The 21304-nt window shown below is 71.5% G+C and carries 14 protein-coding genes; 6 read left to right on the forward strand and 8 right to left on the reverse strand.

The window, feature by feature from the left end:
* Positions 1-38: 38 nt before the first annotated feature.
* From G6O68_RS07115 to G6O68_RS07150, 8 genes are all read right to left on the reverse strand, one after another.
* The gene (locus G6O68_RS07115; RefSeq protein ID WP_165246301.1) at positions 39-4001 is read right to left on the reverse strand and encodes an Ig-like domain-containing protein; all 3963 of its coding nucleotides are present in this window, start codon (positions 3999-4001) and stop codon (positions 39-41) included.
* Between the two features lie 442 nt (positions 4002-4443).
* Positions 4444-5604 carry an exodeoxyribonuclease VII large subunit gene (xseA, locus tag G6O68_RS07120; RefSeq protein ID WP_165246302.1) on the reverse strand — a complete coding sequence of 387 codons (1161 nt, stop codon included), beginning with the start codon at positions 5602-5604 and terminating at the stop codon, positions 4444-4446.
* Positions 5605-5719: 115 nt separating this feature from the next.
* A complete protein-coding gene (locus G6O68_RS07125; protein WP_165246303.1) occupies positions 5720-6844 on the reverse strand; it encodes a Gfo/Idh/MocA family protein in 1125 nt (374 codons plus the stop codon).
* A gap of 157 nt (positions 6845-7001) precedes the next feature.
* Positions 7002-7289, reverse strand: a complete 288-nt coding sequence (locus tag G6O68_RS07130; protein WP_165246304.1) for a hypothetical protein — start codon at positions 7287-7289, stop codon at positions 7002-7004.
* Between the two features lie 62 nt (positions 7290-7351).
* Positions 7352-8386, reverse strand: a complete 1035-nt coding sequence (locus tag G6O68_RS07135; RefSeq protein ID WP_165246305.1) for an LpxL/LpxP family acyltransferase — start codon at positions 8384-8386, stop codon at positions 7352-7354.
* Positions 8387-8391: 5 nt separating this feature from the next.
* The gene (locus G6O68_RS07140; protein ID WP_165246306.1) at positions 8392-9975 is read right to left on the reverse strand and encodes an amino acid adenylation domain-containing protein; all 1584 of its coding nucleotides are present in this window, start codon (positions 9973-9975) and stop codon (positions 8392-8394) included.
* Between the two features lie 55 nt (positions 9976-10030).
* Entirely contained in the window at positions 10031-11263 is a 1233-nt protein-coding gene (locus tag G6O68_RS07145) for an SGNH/GDSL hydrolase family protein (RefSeq protein ID WP_165246307.1), read from the reverse strand.
* Positions 11264-11285: 22 nt separating this feature from the next.
* Positions 11286-12704 carry a hypothetical protein gene (locus G6O68_RS07150; protein WP_165246308.1) on the reverse strand — a complete coding sequence of 473 codons (1419 nt, stop codon included), beginning with the start codon at positions 12702-12704 and terminating at the stop codon, positions 11286-11288.
* A gap of 682 nt (positions 12705-13386) precedes the next feature.
* On the opposite strand from G6O68_RS07150, the gene G6O68_RS07155 reads away from it, so the two are divergent.
* The 6 genes from G6O68_RS07155 (at position 13387) to G6O68_RS07180 (ending at position 21303) form a co-directional block, all read left to right on the forward strand.
* The gene (locus G6O68_RS07155) at positions 13387-13935 is read left to right on the forward strand and encodes a hypothetical protein (RefSeq protein WP_165246309.1); all 549 of its coding nucleotides are present in this window, start codon (positions 13387-13389) and stop codon (positions 13933-13935) included.
* Positions 13936-14044: 109 nt separating this feature from the next.
* Entirely contained in the window at positions 14045-15856 is a 1812-nt protein-coding gene (locus tag G6O68_RS07160) for an ArnT family glycosyltransferase (protein WP_165246310.1), read from the forward strand.
* Positions 15857-16406: 550 nt separating this feature from the next.
* Positions 16407-17027, forward strand: coding sequence for a hypothetical protein (locus G6O68_RS07165; RefSeq protein WP_165246311.1), 621 nt, complete (start codon positions 16407-16409; stop codon positions 17025-17027).
* A 240-nt stretch (positions 17028-17267) separates the two neighbouring features.
* Positions 17268-20000 carry a hypothetical protein gene (locus G6O68_RS07170; RefSeq protein WP_165246312.1) on the forward strand — a complete coding sequence of 911 codons (2733 nt, stop codon included), beginning with the start codon at positions 17268-17270 and terminating at the stop codon, positions 19998-20000.
* Positions 20001-20111: 111 nt separating this feature from the next.
* Positions 20112-20588, forward strand: coding sequence for a Panacea domain-containing protein (locus G6O68_RS07175; protein WP_165246313.1), 477 nt, complete (start codon positions 20112-20114; stop codon positions 20586-20588).
* 7 nt (positions 20589-20595) lie between these two features.
* Positions 20596-21303 carry an AAA family ATPase gene (locus G6O68_RS07180; protein WP_165246314.1) on the forward strand — a complete coding sequence of 236 codons (708 nt, stop codon included), beginning with the start codon at positions 20596-20598 and terminating at the stop codon, positions 21301-21303.
* Position 21304 lies beyond the last annotated feature (1 nt).

Consider the following 21304-nt stretch of genomic DNA (forward strand, 5'->3'; position numbering starts at 1 on the left):
CCCGGGCGCGGCGATCAAGATATCAGATCATCAGGCGATCAGGAACCGAGGCGCGCCAGGCGGGCGGCGCCCCGGGCCGACGACAGCCTGACCGCCGAGCCCGCCGAGGGGAGCAGCGTGCCGTCGAGCCGGAGGAAACGGCCCGTCGCCGGGCGGCCCGGGGGGTCGACCGGGGTGGCCGTGCCGACCTGGGTCCGGGGGGGGAAGATCGTGTGGTGCCGCGCGTCGAGCCTGGCCTCGAAGTCGCCGCCGTTGACGTCGTTGCCGGACGGGAAGTAGCCGTAGTACTCGCCGTCCAGCGCGTTGCCGGCGACGTCGCGGATCCCCGACAGGTTCGCCGGGTCCACGGAACGGGCCGTGAAGAGGTAGCGGCCGCCCCGGATCCCGGCGCCGTCGTTGAACCGCACCGTCGCGACCTGCTCGCCGAGATTCGTCCCGGGAGAGACCGAGATCGACGTGGCGAGGAACCGCCGGACGGGGGAGTTCGCGGCGGCGAGCTTCGCGAAGCGGAAGTTGTTGGCGTCCCGCAGGGCCGCCTGGACGAGCCCCACGCCGACGTTCGCCGCGCCGCCGAAGTCCTCGAACGAGGCGATCACCTGGCCGCGGAAGTTGTCGAACACCAGGTCCGTGACCTTGGGGCCGACGGTGTCGATCACCAGCGACGCCGTCAGGGTGGTCAGGGCGCCGATGGTGTGGCCCGAGTCGTCGTACGCCTGGACCTGGATCCGGTAGCCGCCGTCGGCCAGGGCCAGGGCCGGGGTGACGCTCCAGGCGCCCGTGGCGTCGGCCGTGCTGGAGCCGATCAGGACCGGCGTCCCGCCGTTCAGCGAGGCGTACAGGTAGACGACCGCGCCCCCCTCGCTCGCGACGCCGCTGTACGTCGGCGTGGCGTCGTTGGTCACGTTGTCGGTGTTGGAGATCCCGGTGTCGGACGTCGAGTCGAGCGCCCCGGCGATCGTCAGCGGCCGGTCTTCGACCGTCAGCTCGTTGAACAGGTTGACGGTCGAGCCGAAGGTGTCGCGGACCGCCATCGTGAGCCGGTACGTGCCGTTCAGCGTGACCGGGCCCGCCACGGGGCCGGCCCCGGCCGTCAGCGGGGGAGCGCCGGGGGCCAGGGCGTCGGCGTAGGTGTGGGTGCCGACGACGAACATGGTGGTCCCGACGCCACCGGGCTGGATCACCCGGCCCAGGCTGGTCGGCGAGCCGTCGCCCCAGTCGATCGTCACCGTGTACTGGTCGGTGGTCGCCAGCGGGTTGGCGTCGACGAACGAGCCGATCACCCGGTCGACGAACTGGATCCCTTCCTGGGCGTTCGCGACCGAGGGCTGCGAGGGCGTCCGGGTCAGCGGGGCGTCGGCGACGGCCGCCGTCGAGGTCCCGATCCAGGCGGAGCCGGTCTCCAGGTCGGTCACCACGACGGTGACGACGTAGCTCCCCGGGATCGCGTAGGTGTGCGGGGCGGCGGTCACCACGAAGCTGCTGGTGGTCCCGTTGCGGATGATCGTCAGGCCGCCGACGCCCGCCGAGCCGTCTCCCCAGTAGATCGTGGCCGAGTAGTTCGAGGCCGGGGCGGCGTCGGTCGGGTCGATCCCCCCCACGTCGTTGAACGTCGCCACGACGAGCGGGCCGGTGGCGATCGGGATGTTCTCGAAGCCCCAGACGTTGTTGACGGCGACGGTGATCGGCGCGTCGTCCACGAACGCCTGGCTGGGAGTCGTGACCGGGGCGCCCGCCGACGCGACGAACGTGACCGGGACGCCGCCGATGTACGTCGTGGTCGTGGAGCCCAGCGAGGCCACGGTGATCGCGGTCGCCAGCCCCTGGCCCGGCTCGTAGTAGGTGTGCGAGCCGTAGATATAGTAGATCGAGGGGTTCGAGGCGTCCTGGACGATCACGCCGGCCGTGGTCGTGCCGTCGCCCCAGGCCACGGTCGCGACGAAGTCGGACGCGCGGGCGGTGGCCGAGGCCGTGAACGCGCCCACCAGGCCGTCGACCAACCGCTGGCCCTCGACCGCGTGGATCGGGACCCCGTAGACGGTCGGCACGATGGGATCCGCGCCGGTGACCACGACGCTCTCGTACCGCGTGTAGGAGATCGGCCCGCCGGGCAGGAGGGCGCTCGTGATGGTCGTCGTGCCTCCGGCGGCCGAGAAATCGGCCGCGGACAGCGGGAAGCCGTCGGCGATGATGGTCAGGGCGTCGACGCCCGGGCCGCCGTCGAGTGCCGTCGAGGACGCCCCCGCGCCGGCCAGGGTCAGAGAGGCCGTGTCGCTCCCGGCACCCTGCTGGAGGATGAAGGCCGCGCCGGGGGGGAGGTCGACGAGGCGCGCCTCGTCGTCGCCCGAGCCGGTGACCACTGAGAGACTGGCGAGGCCGGCGACGGGGGTCGCGCCGGAGTAGTCGACGAGGGTCGAGTAGTCGGACCCGCCGGCCGTCTGGTCGACGACGATGGTCGCCTTGTTGCCGAGGTGGGTGTCGACGAACTCGGGGGGCGCGCCCGCCGAGGCGATCAGGAGCGTCTGGACGTTGCCGGTCAGGGCCGAGTTCGCGCCCGTTAGGACCTCGACGCCGACGCCTGGGTCGCCGGTGTAGACGAAGGTGTAGGAGGCGGCGGCCAGCGTGTCGTAGATGCTGTCGGACGCGAGCTGGGAATAGAGGATCTCGGTCGCGCCGTCGTCCTCGTCGGTGAACTGGATCTGGCCGGTACCCGGCCCGGACGGCATGTGCCGCTGGGCGACGATCCCGACTTCGGGGTCGCCGACGAGGATCAGGTCGCTCGCGGCGGTCGCGGCACCGACCCGGCCCCCTTCGTAGACCAGCGGCGAGCCGACGGGCAGCGGGTTGCCGCCGGCGAAATCCACCGTAAGCGACGCGGTCAGGTCCTCACCGTTGCGGAGCGTGACGACGTCGACCTCGTCGGGCCCGTAGTTCAGGGAGCCGCCGGCGCTGAAGCCGGTGAGGTGGGCGAGGAAGAATTCGCCGACGGTCGCCATCTCCAGGTTCCAGACGCCGTCGGCGGTCCCGGCCGAATGGTCGAGGGTCACCTGGAAGGGGGCGGAGGCACCGTTGAGGACCGAGACGTCGCCGGTCACGCCCGAGGCCGACTCCAGGTTCGAGACGAGCAGGAGGTTCGTCCCCGTCCCCGCCCAGACGTCGACCCGCGTGGCGGCGGCCGCGACCGTGAAGATGCTGGTCTCGCCGCCGCCGCTGAGGCGCAGGCCGGTCAGCTCGTCCTGGACCGCGGACGTGCCGGTGACCGTGAAGACGCTCGACGCCGAGCTCGTCGAGTCGTCCAGCCAGGTCCAGGTGCCGTCGGCGGTCCCGGATACCTCATACGTGTTCGAGCCTCCGGCGAGCGTCGAGGCCCCCTTCAGCGTCAATTCGTCGACGCCCGAGTAGGACAGGCCGCCGAAACCGCCGCGGGCCACGTCGGCGGCGGTGACCGTGTATGTGACCGACACCGGGGCCGCCCCGGAGTCGTCGAGGACCACCTGGTTGCCCGTGGGTGCGCCGGACTCCGAGACGGCGACCGCGGACGAGAGCGCGGCGAGGCCGGTGGGATTCGACGCCGAGCCCAGCGTCACCTCGTTCCCGTTGTCGAACAGGGTGATCCCCGTCGGGACGTTGGTGCTGGCGACGGTTAGGGTGCTGGTCCCGGTGTTCACGTCGACCTGGAGGCCGGTGATCGCCTGGACCGTCACCGTCATGCTCCCGTCGCCGCCCACGGTCAGGCCGGCGGCGTTCGAGACGACGTTGATCGGCACGTCCGAGGCGAACGTGTAGACGTTCCCCGAGACCGAGACCGTCAGGATCTCCGAGGTCAGCACGTCGGTGTCGTACGTCAGGAAGGCGGCGGCGTCGATGTTGATGGCAGCCGCCAGGAGCGTCCGGTGCTCCAGGGTTTCGAGCCGACGCAGGGTTTCCCCGCGGAGCCGACGCTTGCGACGCCCGGCCGCCTCGCCCCGGTTCCAGGAGCCCCAAGTCACACGGGGTCGGTCCATCCGCGTCATCGTCGCCGGGATCATGGTGCATTCTCCAGCAGGGGAGGTCGAACGGTCGCCGCGGCGGAAGAGAGGGGCGGCGGGGGCATCGCGATTTCGATCCGGCCCGTGGCCGCCTGATCGTTCGATGACGTGATGGGATTTTTGAGTGCGAGCATCACGCCGGTCGATTCTGCCCAGAGTACCCATCTTTAAATTTCGGTGGCAAGCAGAAAAGTTGCGGAGTCGCCCTATTTCGCCCCGACTTCGCCGTTTCTTCGTCGAAACTGGGCCAGGCGATCCTCGCGAAACAGAGAACCCCCTCGCTCGAGCGGCCAAACATGGCCGCTCCCTTGCTGCCGTGTTGTATCACACTGTCAAGGGCGGAGGATTTGGTGGAAGCGCGAAATTGCGGGTTTTCGGGCGAATCGCCGCGGGATTTCGGGAAGGGGAGAGTCGGGTTTCAGGCCTCGACCCGTGAGGTGATCCGGCCGCCGGCCAGGACCGTCTGGATGAGGTTCCCGACGGGAGCCTGGGAGGGATCGCGGACGAGCGACTTGCCGTCGTCGGCGAGGGTCAGGCTGTAGCCCCGCGCCAGGACGGCCTCGGGGTTCAGGGCTTCGAGCGAGGTCTTGAGGCGGTCGAGCCGATGCCGGCGGCGTTCCAGGTCCTGCCCCAGCGCGGCGTTCAGCTCGCGGGCCAGGCGGTCGAGCCCGAGGCGGGCGTCGCGCAGGCGTCCCGAGCCGGCGTGGCGCAGGGCCTGGGCGAGACGGTCCAGGTGCATGGCCATCTCGGCGGCGTCGGGGACGACCAGCTCGCCGGCCTCGCTGGGCGTCAGGGCGCGGCGGTCGGCGGCCAGGTCGGCGAGGGTCACGTCGATCTCGTGGCCGACGGCCGCGACGACCGGCGCGGGGCAGCCGACGATCGCGCGCACGACCCGCTCGTCGTTGAACGGGCTCAGGTCCTCGGCGCTGCCGCCCCCGCGGGCGACGACGACGACTTCGACCCCCGGCGCCAGCCCGGCCAGCTCGATCGCGGCGGCGATCTCCTTGCCCACGCCGATCCCCTGGACGCGCGTGGGGACGATCAGCACGTCGGTCCCGCTCCATCGCCGGCCGGTGACCTGGAGCAGGTCGCGCACGGCCGCCCCGGTCGGGCTGGTGACGACGGCGATCTTCCGGGGGAAACGCGGCAGGCGACGCTTCCGGTCGGGGTCGAACAGGCCCTCGGCGGAGAGGCGGGCGAAGAGCTGCCGGAAGGCCAGTTCGCCCGCGCCCATCCCCTCGGGCTCGACGGCCTGCGCGATGATCTGGTATTCGCCGCGCGGGCTGTAGACGGTCAGGCGGCCGACGAGCCGGACGGCCAGGCCGTCGGCCAGTTCGAACGGCAGCCGCTGGGCGTCGCTCCGCCACATGACCACCCGGACGCTCGCCGCCTGGTCCCGCAGGCTGAAGTAGAGGTGGCCGGAGCGGGGGCGGGAGAGGTTCGAGACCTCGCCCCGGATCGCCACCTCGCCGAACCCGGACTCCAGGGCGTCCTTGATCCGCTCGGTCAGGCCGGCGACCGACTCGAAGACGACGCCGTACGGATTGTCGGAGGCCTGGAACCAGGGGAAGCTCGCCATGATCGTCCTGAGCTGAACGCCGGAAGGATGCGCGAAGGGGACGCCCCCGCGGCGGAGGCGTCCCCCTGCATCGTCCCAGGAATCGGCCGATCCGGCAACCGAGGTCGGGGCCGCGTCAGTCGCGGTTCTCGCTCGGGTCCTCGGCGTTGACCATCTCGACCGGTTCGGGAGGGGCGAGCCCCCTAACCTGGGTCGGCTCGACCCGGCGCTTGCGAGTGTACGGTTCGAGGGCCTGGGGGCGGCCGGTGATGAGGGCGCGACGGATCGCCTCGACGATCCGGACGTCACACCAGCCTTCCTCGCCGTCGGGCTCGGGGTCCAGGTCGTCGAGGATGCAGTCGGAGAAGTACTCGGCCTGGCTGCCGAACTGGTCGACCTCGGGGAAGGTCTGGTGCTCGGTCTCGTCGCCGATCGTCGCGTCGTATTCGAGGCCGTGGCCGTAGGAGAAGGCGGGCTGGAAGGACAGGTTCCCCTTCGTCCCCAGGATGGCGTAGTGCTCGAAGCTGTTCAGGGTGTACGAGACGACGAACGATGCGATCCGGTCGCCGGGGAAGCGCAGGGTGACGCTTACCGTGTCGTCCATGTCCTCCAGGCCCCACTCCGGGTTGCGCGCGCCGACGGCGTGGACCTCGATCGGCTCGGACCCGAAGAGCTGGCGGGCCGCGTTGATGGGATAGACGCCGATATCGTAGACCGGGCCGGCGTCGAAGCCGTGCTTGGCGCGGTGGTTGTCGGTCTTGATCGCCTGGGTGAAGGTGGCGGTGAACAGGCGGGCCTCGCCGATGTCGCCGGCCCGCACGTGCTCGATGGCCGCGACGGTGGCGGGCTCGAAGTGGAGGCGGTAGGCGAGCATCAGCTTGGCCCCGCCCTCCTCGGCCGCGGCGATCATCGCCTTGCAGTCCTCCTCGTTCACGGCCATCGGCTTCTCCAGCAGGACGTGGATGCCGGCCTTCAGCGCGGGGACGACGAACTTGGTATGCAGGTGATTGGGCGTCGCGATGTAGAGGGCGTCGACCTCGTCGGCGGCGAGCAGCTCGTCGAAGTCGTCGTAGTGGTAGGTCTTCCGCAGGCCGAATTCCTGCTTGAGCGCCTCGGCCTTCTCGGGGTCGCCGGTGACGAGGACCGTCAGCTCCGAGTTCTTGGTGTTGCGCACGCCGGGCATGAAGTGCGCCTGCGAGATCATGCCCCCCGCGACGACGCCGTATCGCACCTTGCCGCCCATGACGTTCTTGGCGTTCATCGCGCCGGCCTCTTTCGATTCGGAGACTCGCGTTCCCGTTGGTCGACTCTGTTCGACGAGGGATGCAAATCGCATTCCCGTCGGAAAACGGCCGTCGCGGTTCGGAGGCTCGGCATCGAGATCGGTGAGAGGCCCGCGTGGGTCAGGTTCGTCGGGTTCAGGTCTCGCCCATGCGCTCGACGAGCGATACGAGCAACTCCTCCCATTCCGCCTCGACCTTTCGCCGCAACGGCGGGTTCGTCAGGACGACGCGGATGACGCTCGCGCGGACCTCCGGCGAGGTCAGGTCGACCAGCGCGTCGGTCTTCGGGTCGAAGAGGAGCGTTCCCAGCGCCGCCTTGCTCGCGGCATCGACCTCGGCGGCCCACCACGCGACCCACTGAACCGGCTTCGTGTAGCCGTTGATATACCCGGAGAGGATCTGATCGTCGACTTGATCCGCCATGCAACGCCCCCGGCTGACATCGTCCCTCGCACCGTCACGCCCCCGGCTTTCATGTGACCGGATCAGCGCCGTGCGGAGGATCGGGCGAGCGTCGCCGCGTCGGCCGCTCGCAGGGCCTGGGGCCGGGGGGGCGAGGGATCGCCGGCGTCGCGGCGCGGGGGATCGGCGTCGCCGGCCTCGGGGGCTTCGGTGTAGCAGGGCCAGGTGAGGTAGGCGACGGCCTCGGAGGGGTCGACGGCGACCTGGGCCTCGACCTCGGCGAGATAGGCCGCGAGGGCGTGCTCCGGCCGCGACAGGCTCTCGGGCGCGAGGGCCCGGAACTCCAGGGCGAACCGGCCCGCGGGGAGGTGGCGGCAGAAGATGAAGAAGACCGGGGCGCGGGTGAGGCAGGCCAGCTCGGCCCAGACGGCGAGGAACTCGTGGTCGCGGCCCAGCAGCCGGCAGGTGCGGGTGTTGGAGCCTTCCCAGACGATGTCGCCGTTCAGGTAGACGGCCAGGCCGTCGCGCAGGGCCGACCGCGCCTGCATCATCCGCTCGACGGCCGCGGCGGTCGTCAGGTCGCGCTTGAGGAAGAATTCGGACTGGGCGTAGGGGGCGGCGGAGGCGTCGAACCGCCGGTTCAGCTCGCGCGAGACGTGCTTCGGCCGCTGCACCAGGGCGCGCACCGGCAGCCCCCGGCGGAACAGCCAGTGCATGCCGGCGATGTGCGCGCCGAGGTGGCTGCCGACGAGGATCGCCCCCCGGCCCCGGTCGAGCGCCTCGCGGACGGCCTCGAAGCCGATCACCTCGAAGCGGGCCAGGGCGTCGTCGTCGCCGACGCCGTCGAGCGGGTAGTCGCGGGCGGTGAACCGCGCCGCGGTCTCGGCCAGGGCGGTCCAGCCGGCCTCGGCGGCCCCTCGGGTCCCGAGGATCGCCGCCGCGCGGGCCATGGCGGCCTTGAGGCGGGCGCGGCGGCCGGGGCGGAGGTAGGTGGAGGCCCATCCCATCGTGCGGACGATCGCGTCGGCCCGCGCCGGGGCGAGCGAGCCCAGGCTCGGGAGCAGCAGCTCGTAGAAGTAGAATTTCCAGGTGAGGATGCGACGCGAGATGTGCTTCACGAGGTTCACCCCTCCTCGGCGGCCAGGACCTTCAGCTTCTGATAATCGACCTTGTCCGTCGAGGTCGCCGGCAGGCTGTCGAGGAACGTGATCCGGTCCGGGATCATGTAATTGGGCAGGTGGATCGAGCAATGCCGCTTCATCGCGATCAGCGACTTCTTGCCCTCGGGCTTGAGCGACACGAACGCCGCGATGGAGACCCCCGCGTCGTCGCTCTTGGCGATCACGGCCGCGCGGTCGACCCCCTCGTGGCGGTAGAAGGCGGACTCGATCTCGCCCAGCTCGATCCGGTAGCCGCGCTTCTTGACCATGCGGTCGCGGCGGCCGTGGAATTGGTAGCAGCCGGAGCCGTCGTCGACCACGAGGTCGCCGGTCCGATACCAGGAGGTCCCGCGCTCGTCGGCGAAGAAGGCGGCCTCGGTCAGGTCGGGCCGGCCGAAGTACCCGCGCATCACGCCCGGCCCGGCGATGACCAGCTCGCCGAGCGCGCCGACGGGGAGCGTCCGGCCTTCCTCGTCGACCACCCGGCCGACGAGCGGCGGGCAGGCGAAGCCGATGGGGAAGGGCCCGGCCTGCGCCTCGTCGATGACCGCGGGGATCGCGAGCGCCGTGCAGACGTTGGTCTCGGTCGGGCCGTAGAGGTTCCAGAGCCGGGCGTCGGGCCAGAGCTTCCGCAGCCTGCGGAGCGGCGCGATCGGGAAGACCTCGCCGGCGAAGAGCACCAGCTTCGGGGGCGCGTAGCCGGGGCGGTCGAGCCGGCCCAGCTCGGTCATCATCGCCAGGATCGAGGGCGCCGAGTACCAGACGCTGATCCGCCGGTCCTGGATGTAGTCGGCCAGCGGCGCGGGCTCCTTCGCGAGCGTCTCGCCGATCAGCACCAGGGTCCCGGCGTTGAGGCACGAGACGAACAGGTCGAAGATCGACAGATCGAAGTGGAAGGGGGCGTGCGAGGAATACCGGTCGTCGTCGCTCCAGGGGCCGAGCGCGTCGCGGCACCATTCCAGGAACGTGAACGCGTTGGCGTGCGAGAGCATGACCCCCTTGGGCTTCCCAGTCGACCCGGAGGTGAACAGGACGTACGCCAGGTCGTCGGCGTCGCGCGGGGGGGGCAGGGGGGAGGGGGCCTCGTCGGCCAGGACCTCGGACCAGGCGGCCTCCTCGGGGTCGAGTTCGCCCGGGGTCGAGGGGTCGTCGACGACGATCAGGCGGGGGGCGCCGTCGCGGCCGGCCCAGGCGGCGCGCAGGGCCGGGGCCAGCTTGGCGGCGACGACCACGGCCTTGGCGCCGCTGTCGGTGAAGATCCCCTCGGCTCGGCCGGCGGGCCCGGTCGGGTCCACGGGGACGTAGACCCCCCCGGCGCGGAGGACGCCGTGGATCGCGGCCACGGCCTCCAGGCTCTTGGGGAGCCAGAGGCCCACGCGGTCGCCCCGGTCGACCCCCCAGCGGGCCAGCCGGGTCGCCACGCGGTCGGCGGCGCGGTCCAGTTCGGAGAAGGTCAGCGAGCGGCCCTGCTCGTCCTCGACGGCGGGGTGGGCGGGCCGCCGCGCGGCGGCCTCGTCCAGGAGTCGGCTGAGATGGCGTCCTTCCATGGCGTCGGTCCGTTCAGCTCGGTTGCGCGAAATGGGGTCATGAGAGGTCCGGGGGTCACGGCAGGTCCTCGGGCAGGGCCGCCTCGGCGACGGCCGACCGGCCCGGGAACAGCAGCTCGTAGCGGCCCTGATCGGTGACCAGCTTGTGGGTCAGGGCCAGGAACAGCCGGTGGTGGCCCACCGCGTTCGGATGGTCGTCCCAGGCGGCGATCTCCAGCAACGCCGGGTCGATCTGGTCGAACGTGTCGGTGAGGTCGTAGATGGGCAGGGCCTGCCGCCCGGCGATGGCCCTCAGGCGGGCGACCGGCTCGGCGCGGGCCGACGGGTCGGCGTCCTTCCCGACCCGGGGGATGATCACCATCATCAGGGGGACCTTGGCGGTCCGGCAGTCGGCCGAGAGCTTGGCGAGGGTCTCGTCGTACAGGTCCCAGTAGTGCGGCTCGAGCTTCTTCTTGATCGCCTCCTTGGCGACGAGCTGCTTGCGGGAGTCGACCCGGCGGTCGGCCTCGGTCACCCCGGCGCGCTCGACGGCCCGGCGGGCGAAGTCGAACGGGATCTCGGCCTGGGTGCGGAAGACGTCGCACAGGTGGATCTCGGCCAGCCGCGAGTCGAGCATGGTCGAGGCGAACACGACCAGGTCGGGCTGGAACTCCTTCGCCTTGCGGCGGAACGACTCCAGCCGCTGGAGCGGGCTGTAGGCCGCCACGGCGAAGTTCAGGACCTCGAACCGGCGGTCGGACGCGAAGCCCTGATGGGCCGCGTGGGTGTTCAGCCAATCCTGGAGCTGATGGGCGTACGAGTCCTGGTACTTGACCCCCCAGCCCATGTCCATCGACGCCCCCAGGAGCGCGATCCGGAAGACGCCCGGCGGCTTCTCGAGGGCGACCTCGGGGCCGTGCATGCCGTGCGAGTTGGTGACGAACGGCTGGCCGAACAGGACGCTGTCGATCTTGGGGATCAGCTCGAACTGGAGGAAGTCGCGGTCGAGGTGGCGGACCACGCCGGCGTCGTTGAAGCGGACCCAGCCGTTGGGCTTGCCCATCAGCTTGAGGGTCAGCTCGCCGCGGCCGCCGGGGCCCTCGGCGCCGCCGACGAGCCCCTCGTAGTAGCCGGTGGCGTGGTGGTCGGCGTCGGCCCGGTTGGACGAGTTCGAGCTCGCCGAGGCCATCAGCCGCCGGGCGTGGGACCAGCCGGCGGGGATCGGGATGAGCGAGAGGGCCACGAGGGCCGCCGCCTGCGCCATGGCGACGCGGGCCGCGGCGATCGAGGGGGACTGGATGAGCGCCATGGCGGGAGGGGTCCTCTCCGTGTCAGGAAGCCCGGAGGCCGCGGCCGAGCAATTCGAACCAGGCCGGGACGCTGGGGCTGTTCCAGAGCGACCACAAGAGCGTGATGGTCGCGAACGTGGCGGCGGTCTTCAGGCTGCGGACCGCCAGCGCCTTGTAGTCGAAGGCCGGCGGCGGCTCGTCCGCCTTCGGCCGGGGCTTGGGCCGCGCCGGGCCCTTGCGGGCGTCGAGCTGGACGTTCACCATGACCAGCCCGCCGAGCACGGTCCAGAAGACGGCGTCCGGGCCGGTGAAGCCCCAGGTCCCCCGGAGCCAGAACGACTGGTAGCCGTGCAGCAGCCAGGTCACGAAGAACACCACGGCCGTCGCCGCCGCCAGCGCCGCCGGCTGCGGCCAGCGCTTCAGGCGGAAGACCACCGGGTTGAACACCAGGCGGACCATGAAGTCCTTCCAGTAGATGTTGATCCGTCGCCAGTAGTCGGTGAACCCGGTCGCCAGCAGGTAGCGATGGTGCGTGTCCGGCAGCTGGTAGCCGAACATGTGCAGCATCCCGCAGGCGACGTGGAACTGCCCGGAGACCTGCAGGTACACCAGGTAGTTGAACACCAGGAAGCTCAGCAGGCTCAGCGGCCCGTTCACGTCCGACGACTGGATCAGCAACTCCTGGTCGATGATCCGATAGAGGATCAGCTGCACAGCCCCCCGGAAGGTCATCTCCAGGCCCCGGCGCTGGACGTCGTGGACGTCGGCGGAGAAGTAGCCGCGCTGCCAGGTCCGGTAGTCGACCACCGGGAAGAGCATGAAACAGTAGTTCGGCAGCAGGAAGAAGTACCCCACCGCGTCGATCAGCTTCTCGGGCTTCTTCGCGTGCTTCAGCTCATACATGTAGATGAGCAGGCGAAACATGAACATCGAGCCCAGCACCGGCCAGACGGTCGAAGGCATCCGTTCGAACAACGCCGCCGGCCGGCCGCAGGCCAGGAACACGCCGACGGCCGCCAGCGTCCCGGCGCGGAGGTTCCACGAGATCGGCAGCCGGCTGACGCCGATCATGAGCGCCGAGAGGCCCATCACCGCCGCGCCGCAGTCCATCCCGAAGACCAGGAACAGCCCGGCGATCGAGGCCCCCAGGAAGATCGCCTTCTTCCAGCGGTAGGGGGCCAGATAGTGGACGGGGAACGCCACCCCCGCGACCTGCATCAGGACCTGGAAGGCCCGCCCCTCGGTCTGGTACTGCCGGCAGACGGCGAAGACCAGGCCGAAGTACAGCAGGTTGCGGAGGAACGGCACGAGGGCCCGCCGGCAGTTCGCCGGCTCGTCGGCGTACAGCCGCTCGATCCAGCCCGCCGGCCGCGGCGACCCCCCGCCCTCGGGCAGGGTGTATTGCCGGTGGGGCGAGGTCGATGCTCGCGACGTGATCGGGTTCCCGACGTTCGGCCCCATAGACGGTCCCTTCCTCGAACCTGCGGGCCCACGGACCTCCTCGCGGGTGCGGGGCGGCCGGGAGCCGTTCATCCTGAATTGCCGGGCCATCGGCCGCGCGGTCAGGCCGCGCGACGCCTACTCGCTCCGTCGAAAGGAGGACGGTTCGTCCCGATCGGGAGGCGCGTCAGGGAGGGGTGGGGCAGCCCGGAACGTGGTCCCGGAAAAGTTGCGGGGACCGGCTCATCCTTGAACCGGGACTCCCCGCAACGGTCACCATCCTTGGTACGCCTGGAAATCGAGTCGGATCCTCGTCCGAGATTCTCTAATCAAATCTCTTCATGATCCTGCGTGTTCGCTCGTCACGGGAGAATTCGTCGCCCCGGGGGCCGCGGCGGCCGATCGTCGGGATCGGCGGGCCGTCGGGTCGCTTCGGGGCCGGGCTCCGGATCGGTCGGGCGATTTAACCGCGAGCGGGCGAGGCTGTCAACCCGACTGCTCGCTCGCCCCGAGACCTAGGCGTCGACCGGCCCCGCGCCGGCCCGGCTATTTCGCCCCGTCGCGCGAGTCGGCATCGCCGTCGCGGTCGGGGCTCCGGATCGGTCGGGCGATTCAAGGCGGGGGGGGCGGGGCGCCGATGACGCACCGAGTCAGGCCCCGCCTGAGTTCCCGCCGCGTCGTCCCCTGCTCGCGAGCCTTCTCCATGACCATGCTACGCCGCACGTTGCGCCGCCTCTCCGCCGCCGGGAGCCTCCTGCTGGCGGCGGTCGCGTCGATCGCCGTCCCCGCCGCTCGAGCCCAGGCGCCCGCCGCGGCGCTGGACGTCGCGGCCCTGCGTCGGATGGGCGAGGCCGAACTGCAGTCGCTCTATCGCCAGGGGACGGTCGTCGGCCTGCCTCCGGGGCGGGTCCGGGGGACGGTCCTCCCCGCTCCCGGCGCCCGGCGGAACGCGGCGATGTCGGTCGGCGCCCGCCTGGTCTGGCAGGGGAAGGTCGTTGACGACTCGGGCGCGATGGCGGTCAACCGCTTTTTCGGGGTCCCCTCGATCAAAGGGAAGCTCTACCAGGCCGAGAGCTGGCTCGACGGCGGCCCGTCCTTGATCCTCGACTACGCCGAGACCTCGCGGGTCTACGCACGCAACCGCGACGAGATCCGCCTCATCGCGCCGGGGCTCTACCTCGGACTCATGTACGCACGATCGGACGCCCAGCCGAGCCTGAGCATGTACTTCGTCCTCGAAGCCACGCCCTGACCCGGGGCCCCGTCACGCCCCTCGCCTTCCCCGAATCGTCACTTTCCGCTAGCCTCCCGGCGTGATCGAGCCGCCGTCCGCGGCGGGGTCCGACCGGGGAGGCGAACGGATGTCGGGTGCGGTCGAAGAGGGGACGAACTCGGGGCCGTCTCGCCGGGGATGGGCCGTCGAGTCAGTCGTCGCGATCCTGGCGGCCTTGATCTTCCTCGCCTGCCTGGGCTCGGTCGAACTTTGGGGCAAGCGCGAGCAACGGCTGGCGGCCGAGGTGGTCGACACCCTCGAAAGCGGCCGCTGGCTGGTGGCCCGGATCCAGGGCCGGCCCCGGCTGGAGAAGCCCCCCCTGCCGCGCTGGACGACCGCCGCGGTGGCGACGGTCGTCGGCCGATGCGACGAGGTCGTCGTCCGACTCCCGGGTGCGTTCGCGGCGCTGGGGACGGTCGGCCTCACCTATCTGCTGGGGCTGCGACTCGGCGGCCGGCCGCTCGGGCTCGCCGCCGCGATGATCCTCGGCACGACGCCGCTGTTCATCGCCGAGGCGAGGCAGGCCGGCCAGGACGTGCCGCTCGCCTTCTTCACGACCCTCGCCCTCTACGCGGCGGTCCGTTTCCTGGAAGCGGGGGGATCGACCGGACCTCGACGGCCGCTCGCCTTCCGGCCGTGGGCGATCCTCTTCCACGTCGCCCTGGGGCTCGGCTTCCTCTGCAAGGGGCCGGTGATCCTGGCGATCGTCGCGGCGACGCTCCTGCCCTACGGCCTGATCGCCGGCCGGGCCCGCGCGATCGCCCGGCTGGCGGTCGATCCCTGGGGCGGTTCGGCCTTCGTGGCGATCGCTCTCTCGTGGCCGCTGCCGGTCTGGCTCGCCGACCCGAACGCGGCCGGGGTGTGGGTCGCGGAGATCGGCCAGAAGACCGGCGCGCTGCCGATCGTGCATCGCGAGCGGGCCTGGTTCCTCCTGGAGTGGCCGGTCCTGATCGCGCCCTGGGTGGTCGCCGGGATCTCGGGAGTGCTGCTGCCGTTCCGGCGCGATCGGGGCGGGGAGGACGCCTCGATCTGGCTGCCGTGGTGCTGGTCGATCGGCGTGGCCCTGATCCTGAGCCTGTGGGCGGTCGCGAAGCCCAACTATTACGTGCCCTGCCTGCCGGGGTTCGCGCTCCTGGCCGGATCGGCGTGGCTCCGCCTTGATCGCAGAGCGTTCGGCGGCGATCGACTGCGGTCCGCCCGGACGTTGTTGCTCCTCCAATGGGGGATCTGGTCGGCCGTGGGGGCGACGGCTCTGGCGCTCTCGGGCCGCGCGGTCGGCGCGGCGAATCCGGGCTGGTGCGCCTTGATGGCGACCGGGGTGGTGATCGCCGGAGTGCTCGGGGCGATCGGCGGTCGCCGAGGCTGGGGCGCGGCGGCGTTCGTGCCGTCGCTGGCGGCGACGGCCCTGGCCGTCGTGATCGGATACGGCTGGGTCGCGCCGGCGGGGAACGCGACGCGGGGCCATCGCGAGATCGCGCGGGCCATCGAGGAATCCGTCCCCGCCGAGGTCGAGGCGCTTTCCTTCTTCCACGAGCTGGACGAGGGGCTCTGGTTCTATCTCCGAGGTCGTCGCCTTGAGGCCGTGCCCGGGAGCCAGCCCCGCTACAACGACGCCTACGATCAGATCGCCGGCCGGAACTCAGACAGCTCGGCGATGGCTCCCGGCCTGACCGCCCGTTCCAAGGTGGTCCTCGCCGACTGGCTCGCCCGCGAGGCTCGGGCGGGCGAATACCTGCTCCTTCGCGAGAAGGTCTACCGGGTCCTCGGCGAGCAACTGGAAGGCGCGGCGACGCCCATCCTCCGCGAATCCGCCTCCACGCGGAACGGATTGGTCCTCCTCCGGCTCGATCCCCGCCCCTCGCGGGCCGCCGAGGCGTCTCCGGCCCGCCTCATCCGCTGAAATCCCGGCCCCGAGACGGCCCGGCCCCGCGCCCGATCGCCCGCCGACGCCTCTCCGCGTGCAATTCTTGCAGGCCAAGCCCGGGGACGGGAACGGTGCGCGAAGGGAATCCGGCGCGCGGGCCGCTGCCGCCTCGGTCGACTGCCGGGGTTCGGCTGTCCGTTAGGCCTCGAAGAGTGGGGTCGTCCGGGATGCGCCGGCGTTCGATCTTGCGGTGCTTGCCCATCTTCGCGGACCCCGACGACCGGCATTGTCGTTGACGTAAAGCCTTGGTGCAAAAGGTGAAGCGGGTTCAAGGGTCCCGGCCCCGATGACGATACAACTAGTGACTCGCCGAGGGGAACACGAAACCTCGGAGCGAGATGCAGACGGGAGCACCGAAACCTGGTGGCGTCGGAATCGCGGGGGGGCCGCAAGGCCCCGGGTCCCGGGAAGACCTCGACCGCGGGATCGATGCCAATGGACGACCGAAACGAAAACGGGGTCGAAGCGAAACGGCCGGCCGGAATCGCGGTCCTCGTATAACGTTACTCAAGGAGAGTTTTCTCCCATGTCGAAGCCCTTGACGTTCAGCCTCAGCCTGGTCATGGCTCTCGCGTTCTCCGGCCTCAGCAAGGCCGGCGCCTTCGACGCCGGCTGCACCACCTGCGGCCTGGCCTCGCCCCAGGGCGTGATCGCCAGCCCCCAGGGCTACCTCCCGACCGCCGGCTGCGACGACGGGTGCGCCCCGAAGAAGAAGTGCAACCTCTTCGGCCACCTTGGCGGCAAGCTCGACGGCCTGCACTGCAAGCTGAAGAGCGCCCTCCACCCGCCCGTCACCTACGAGTGGGTCCTGAAGAAGAAGCGGCTGTGGGGCCACAAGGGTGGCTGCGGCGAAGGTTGCGGCGAAGGCTGCGCCCCGGCCGCCGTCTACCCGACCAGCCAGGTCGCTCCTTCCGGCCAGGGCTACGCGGCTCCTTCCGGCCAGGGCTACGCCCCGGCCCCGACGGGCCAGGGCTACGCTCCGGCCCCGATCTACGGCGCCGGCCAGCACACCTACAACAGCAAGCCCACCGCGACCGTCGCTTCGGTCCCGGCCGAGCTGACCCCTTCGCTGACCGGCGAAGAGGCTCCTCCGGCCCCCGAGGTCCGCACCGGCGGCCTGCTCCTGCCGACCCCGGCCGGCGAGTGACGCGAGTCACCTCCCTCGGCTGAATCGCCCCGCGATTCAACGGCCCCGCCGACGCCCCGTGCGTCGGCGGGGCCGTCGCGTTTCGAAGCCTGGTCGACCGCCACGACCTTTCCCCCACGCCCGCCGCAAGCTGGCCCCGACCCTCGGACGGGGTTAGACTGGCGGCGCTCGACGCGAGGCCCGCCCTCTCGCGACGGATCGCCCCGCCCACCCTCTCCCACCCGCCCAGGAGACTCACCCATGCGACACCCCCTCGCGCTTCTCGGCCTCGCGCTGATCGCGGCGACCTGGACCGCCCGCGGATCCTTCGCGCAGGAGCCGAAGCCGCTCGCGGGCTTCGATTTCCGGTCGCCCGAAGCGTTGCGAGGTTGGGCGGGCCTCCACGACGTCCACAGCCTCGACGCCGTCTCCGAGGGGATGGCCGTCCGCATCGACGGCCGCGACCCCTACTTCGGGAGCCCCGCGTTCGACCTCCCCGAGGGCGTCCCTCTGACGGCCAGGGTCCGCATCAAGGTCGAGAAGCCGGGCGAGCTTCAGGTCTTCTACATCCGCCCCGGCGAGCAGACCAATGAGGAGCGCTCCGTGCGCAAGCCCGTCCGCGCCGGAGGCTGGCGCGACGTGATCCTCCACCTGCCGCCGCTCGGGCCGAGGACCGTCATCCGGATCGACCCGCCGGGAAGCTCGGGCGTCTGCCTGATCGAGTCGATCCGCTTCGCGCCCAGGCTCCTCATCGAGGCCGCCTGGCCGGAGCCGGGGATTCCGAGGCCGGCGGCCGACGCCCCCCGCGTCGAGGCCGGGACGTTCGTGCTCAAGCAGGACCCCGCCCGGTTCGGCGGCTTCACCCTGAGCGTCGACGGCCGGGAGGTCGCGACGGGACACGACAGGCCGACGATCGCCTACCGCACCGTCGTCGACGGCCGACCGGCCGTGAAGTGGGTGGCCGCGCCGACCGATGCGAAGGTCGAGACGACCGTCGATCCGGCGGACGGGACCTTGCGCGTGGGGACGACGTTCCGCGACGAGCAGGGGGGCGCGTGGCGGTTGGAGCAGGCGTTCCGGCCGCACTCGCCCGGCGTGATCGCGTTCGAGGCCGAATGCGCGGTCGACGCCCCCCGGGCGATCTTCCACGCCCCGCTGCTGGTGACGCTCCCGGGCCACGGACAGGGCGCCTTCGGCGCGTCGAAGGGGCAGGGGCTCCTGGCGGGGGTCGAATACCTCGACGACGAGCCGAGCAGCTCGACGGCGGACCTGGGCGAGGCCGACGCCCTCCGCAAGGTCCCCTCGGCCCCGAAGCTCACGTTCCCGCTGATGGCCGTCCAGGCCCGGGGCCGCTACCTCGGCCTGATCTGGGAGCCTGGTCCGGGGGTCGCGCCGCTGTTCGATTCGCCCGACCGGACGCTCGGCGGCAGCGGCCACCTGATGGGCCTCATCGCCCCCGGGGCCGAGGCCGGCGACCGCGTCGAGGGGTCGCTGTTCCCCGACGAGCCGACGGCCCTCGCGCCCGGCGTCCCGCTCAAGGCGTCGGGCCTGCTGATCGCCGGCGAGGGGACGACGATCATCCCGGCCGTGCAGCGCTACGTCGCCTTGAAGGGGCTGCCGCCGATCCCGGCGACGCCCGGACTGCAAGACTACGTCCGGCTGGCCGCCGCCGGCTGGCTCGACTCGCCCATCCGCGACGGCGGCCGCTATCGCCACGCGGCCGGGGCCGGCGACTTCCGCGCCCAGCCGGCGGCCGACGCCGCCTGGATGACGAGCTGGCTCGCCGCGCTGACCGACGATCCGAAGCTGGCGGATCGCCTCCGCGCGGCGTCGACCGAGGCCGAGGCTCAGCTCCGCCCCGACCGCGATCTGCACTCCGCCGTGGGGCACAACCGCTATCCGGTCGCCCCACTCGTGCTCCCCGACGCCGGGACGGCGGACGACGGCGGCGCGGCGAGCTTCGACCGGGCGGTCGCGGCGGTCGTCGCCTCGTCGCGGATGTTCGAGCCCGACGGCACGCGCCGGTATCGGCCGGCTCGGGGCCGCCTCGATTACGGACGGACCCACTTCAGCGACGAGGCCAGCGGATACGCCGCCCAGCCGATCGACCAGATGCTCCGGCTGGCCGCCTACTCCGGCGACCGGGCGGCCGTCGACGAGGGCCTGCGGCTGCTGGCGATCCTCCGCGACCGCTTCCGCGACGGCGTCCCGCGCGGGGCGCAGACCTGGGAGATCGCCCTGCACACGCCCGACGTCCTCGCCTCGGCCTACCTCGTCCGGGCGTTCGCCCTGGGCTACGAGCTGACCGGCGACCCGTCGTTCCTCGACGCCGCGAAGTACTGGGCCTGGACCGGCGTCCCGTTCGTCTACCTCGTGGACCCGACCGACGCGAGCGGGCCGGAGGCCGTCGGACCTTATGCGACGATCCCCGTGCTGGGCTCGACCAACTGGGTCGCGCCCAACTGGATCGGCCTGCCGGTTCAGTGGTGCGGGCTCGTCTACGCCGACGCGCTCATCGAGCTGGCCCGCTACGACGCCGAGGGCCCCTGGAGCCGCCTCGCCGACGGCATCGCCGCGTCGGGGATCCTCCAGACCTATCCGCTCGACGACCCCAACCGGGGGCTCCTGCCGGACTCGTTCAACCTGACCTCGCAGGCGCGCAACCCGGCCGACATCAACCCCGGCACCCTCCAGCCCGGCGCCGTCCGGCTGCTCGCCGGCCCCCTCGCCCGGCCCTACCAGTTCCGGGCCCTGCGCGGGGCCGGCCTCTGGATCTGCGCCCCCGGCGCGATCGAGGTCGAGGCCGACGCCCCAGGCGAGGCCGCGTTCACCGTGCACCCCTGGAATCCCGGGCCGTCGTTCGTCGTCGTCCACGGCGTCGCCCCCGAAGCCGAGGTGTCGGGCGAGGTCGTCGGCCGTCGCGACCAGGGCCGGACGATCCGCCTCGAAGGCGGGGCGAAGCCGGCGCGGATCACGGTCCGGGCCCCGAAGTAATACGGATGTGGTTTTCCGACGATTCCGTCGGGAACGTTGTACGCGCCGGCTTATGGGGTACGATTGAGGAGGAAGACAAGCGCCCCTTTCTCGATCGACGGAGACGACGTCATGGGCCGGCAGTGCGTCCAGGGAGTGACCAACTACATCGTCTGGGATTGCCACGAGGCCGGGTCGTACATCACCCTCGCGAAGCTCCAGAAGCTGCTCTATTTCGCCCAGGCGCGGCACCTGGCGATGCACGGCGAGCCTTTGTTCGCCGGCCGCTTCGAAGCCTGGTCGCACGGCCCGGTCCTGCGGTCGGTCCACCGGCGGTTCGAACACTTCGGCTGGCGCGCCCTCGACGAGTTCATCCCCAAGCCGGAGCTGGACTGCCACACGATGCGGTTCCTCAAGGAGATGCTCGACGACCTGGGCTCCTACGACGCCCGCCAGCTGGAGGCGATGATCCGCCGCGACGACGCCTGGATCGCCGCCCGCCAGGGCGCGCCGGAGTGCGTCGACGGTCGCTGGGAGGGCGTGATCTCAGAGGACCTGATGCGCGACGTCCACCGTCGCATGTTGAACCTGGAACCCGCGGGGGTCTGACGCCGGCATGGGCGGCCCGAACGTCATCGTGCTCGCCGGCCCCAACGGCGCCGGCAAGTCGACCCTCGCCCCACCGCTCTTGCGCGACGCCCTGGCCGTCCGCCACTTTGTCAACGCCGACGCGATCGCCGCTGGCCTCTCGGCCTTCGCGCCTGAGACCGTCGCCGTCCAGGCCGGCCGCATCATGCTGGCGAGGCTGAAGGACCTCGCGGCGGCCCGCGCCGATTTCGCGTTCGAGACGACCCTCGCCACGCGATCGTTCGCGACCTGGCTTCGGACCTTGATCGCGGCGGGCTACGAGTTCCACCTCGTCTTCCTGTCGCTCCCCTCGGCCGAACTGGCCGTGGCGCGCGTGGCCGGCCGCGTGAGCCACGGCGGCCACCACGTCCCCGAGGAGGTCGTCCGCCGCCGCCACGCGGCGGGGCTGAGAAACCTCGAGGAGCTGTATCGCCCGCTGGCCGCGAGCTGGCGCGTCTACGACAACGCGAGGCCGGCCGGCCGCCGGTTCCTGAGGGGCGGGGGCGACGTCGGCCCGGCCTTTCGCGAAGTCTCCCTCGTCGACGCCGCCGTCGACGAGGCCGCGCGTGGGGCGGCGAGGCTCCACAAGAGCCTCGGCCTGCCGCTGGCCGCCTGGCGGGACGGCCGGGTCGTCCACATCCCGGCCGAAACGGTCGACCTGGCGGACGGGGCTCGCGAGGTCGACCCGATGGGCTGAG

The sequence above is a fragment of the Paludisphaera soli genome (assembly GCF_011064595.1).
In the GTDB taxonomy this organism is placed as follows: domain Bacteria; phylum Planctomycetota; class Planctomycetia; order Isosphaerales; family Isosphaeraceae; genus Paludisphaera; species Paludisphaera soli.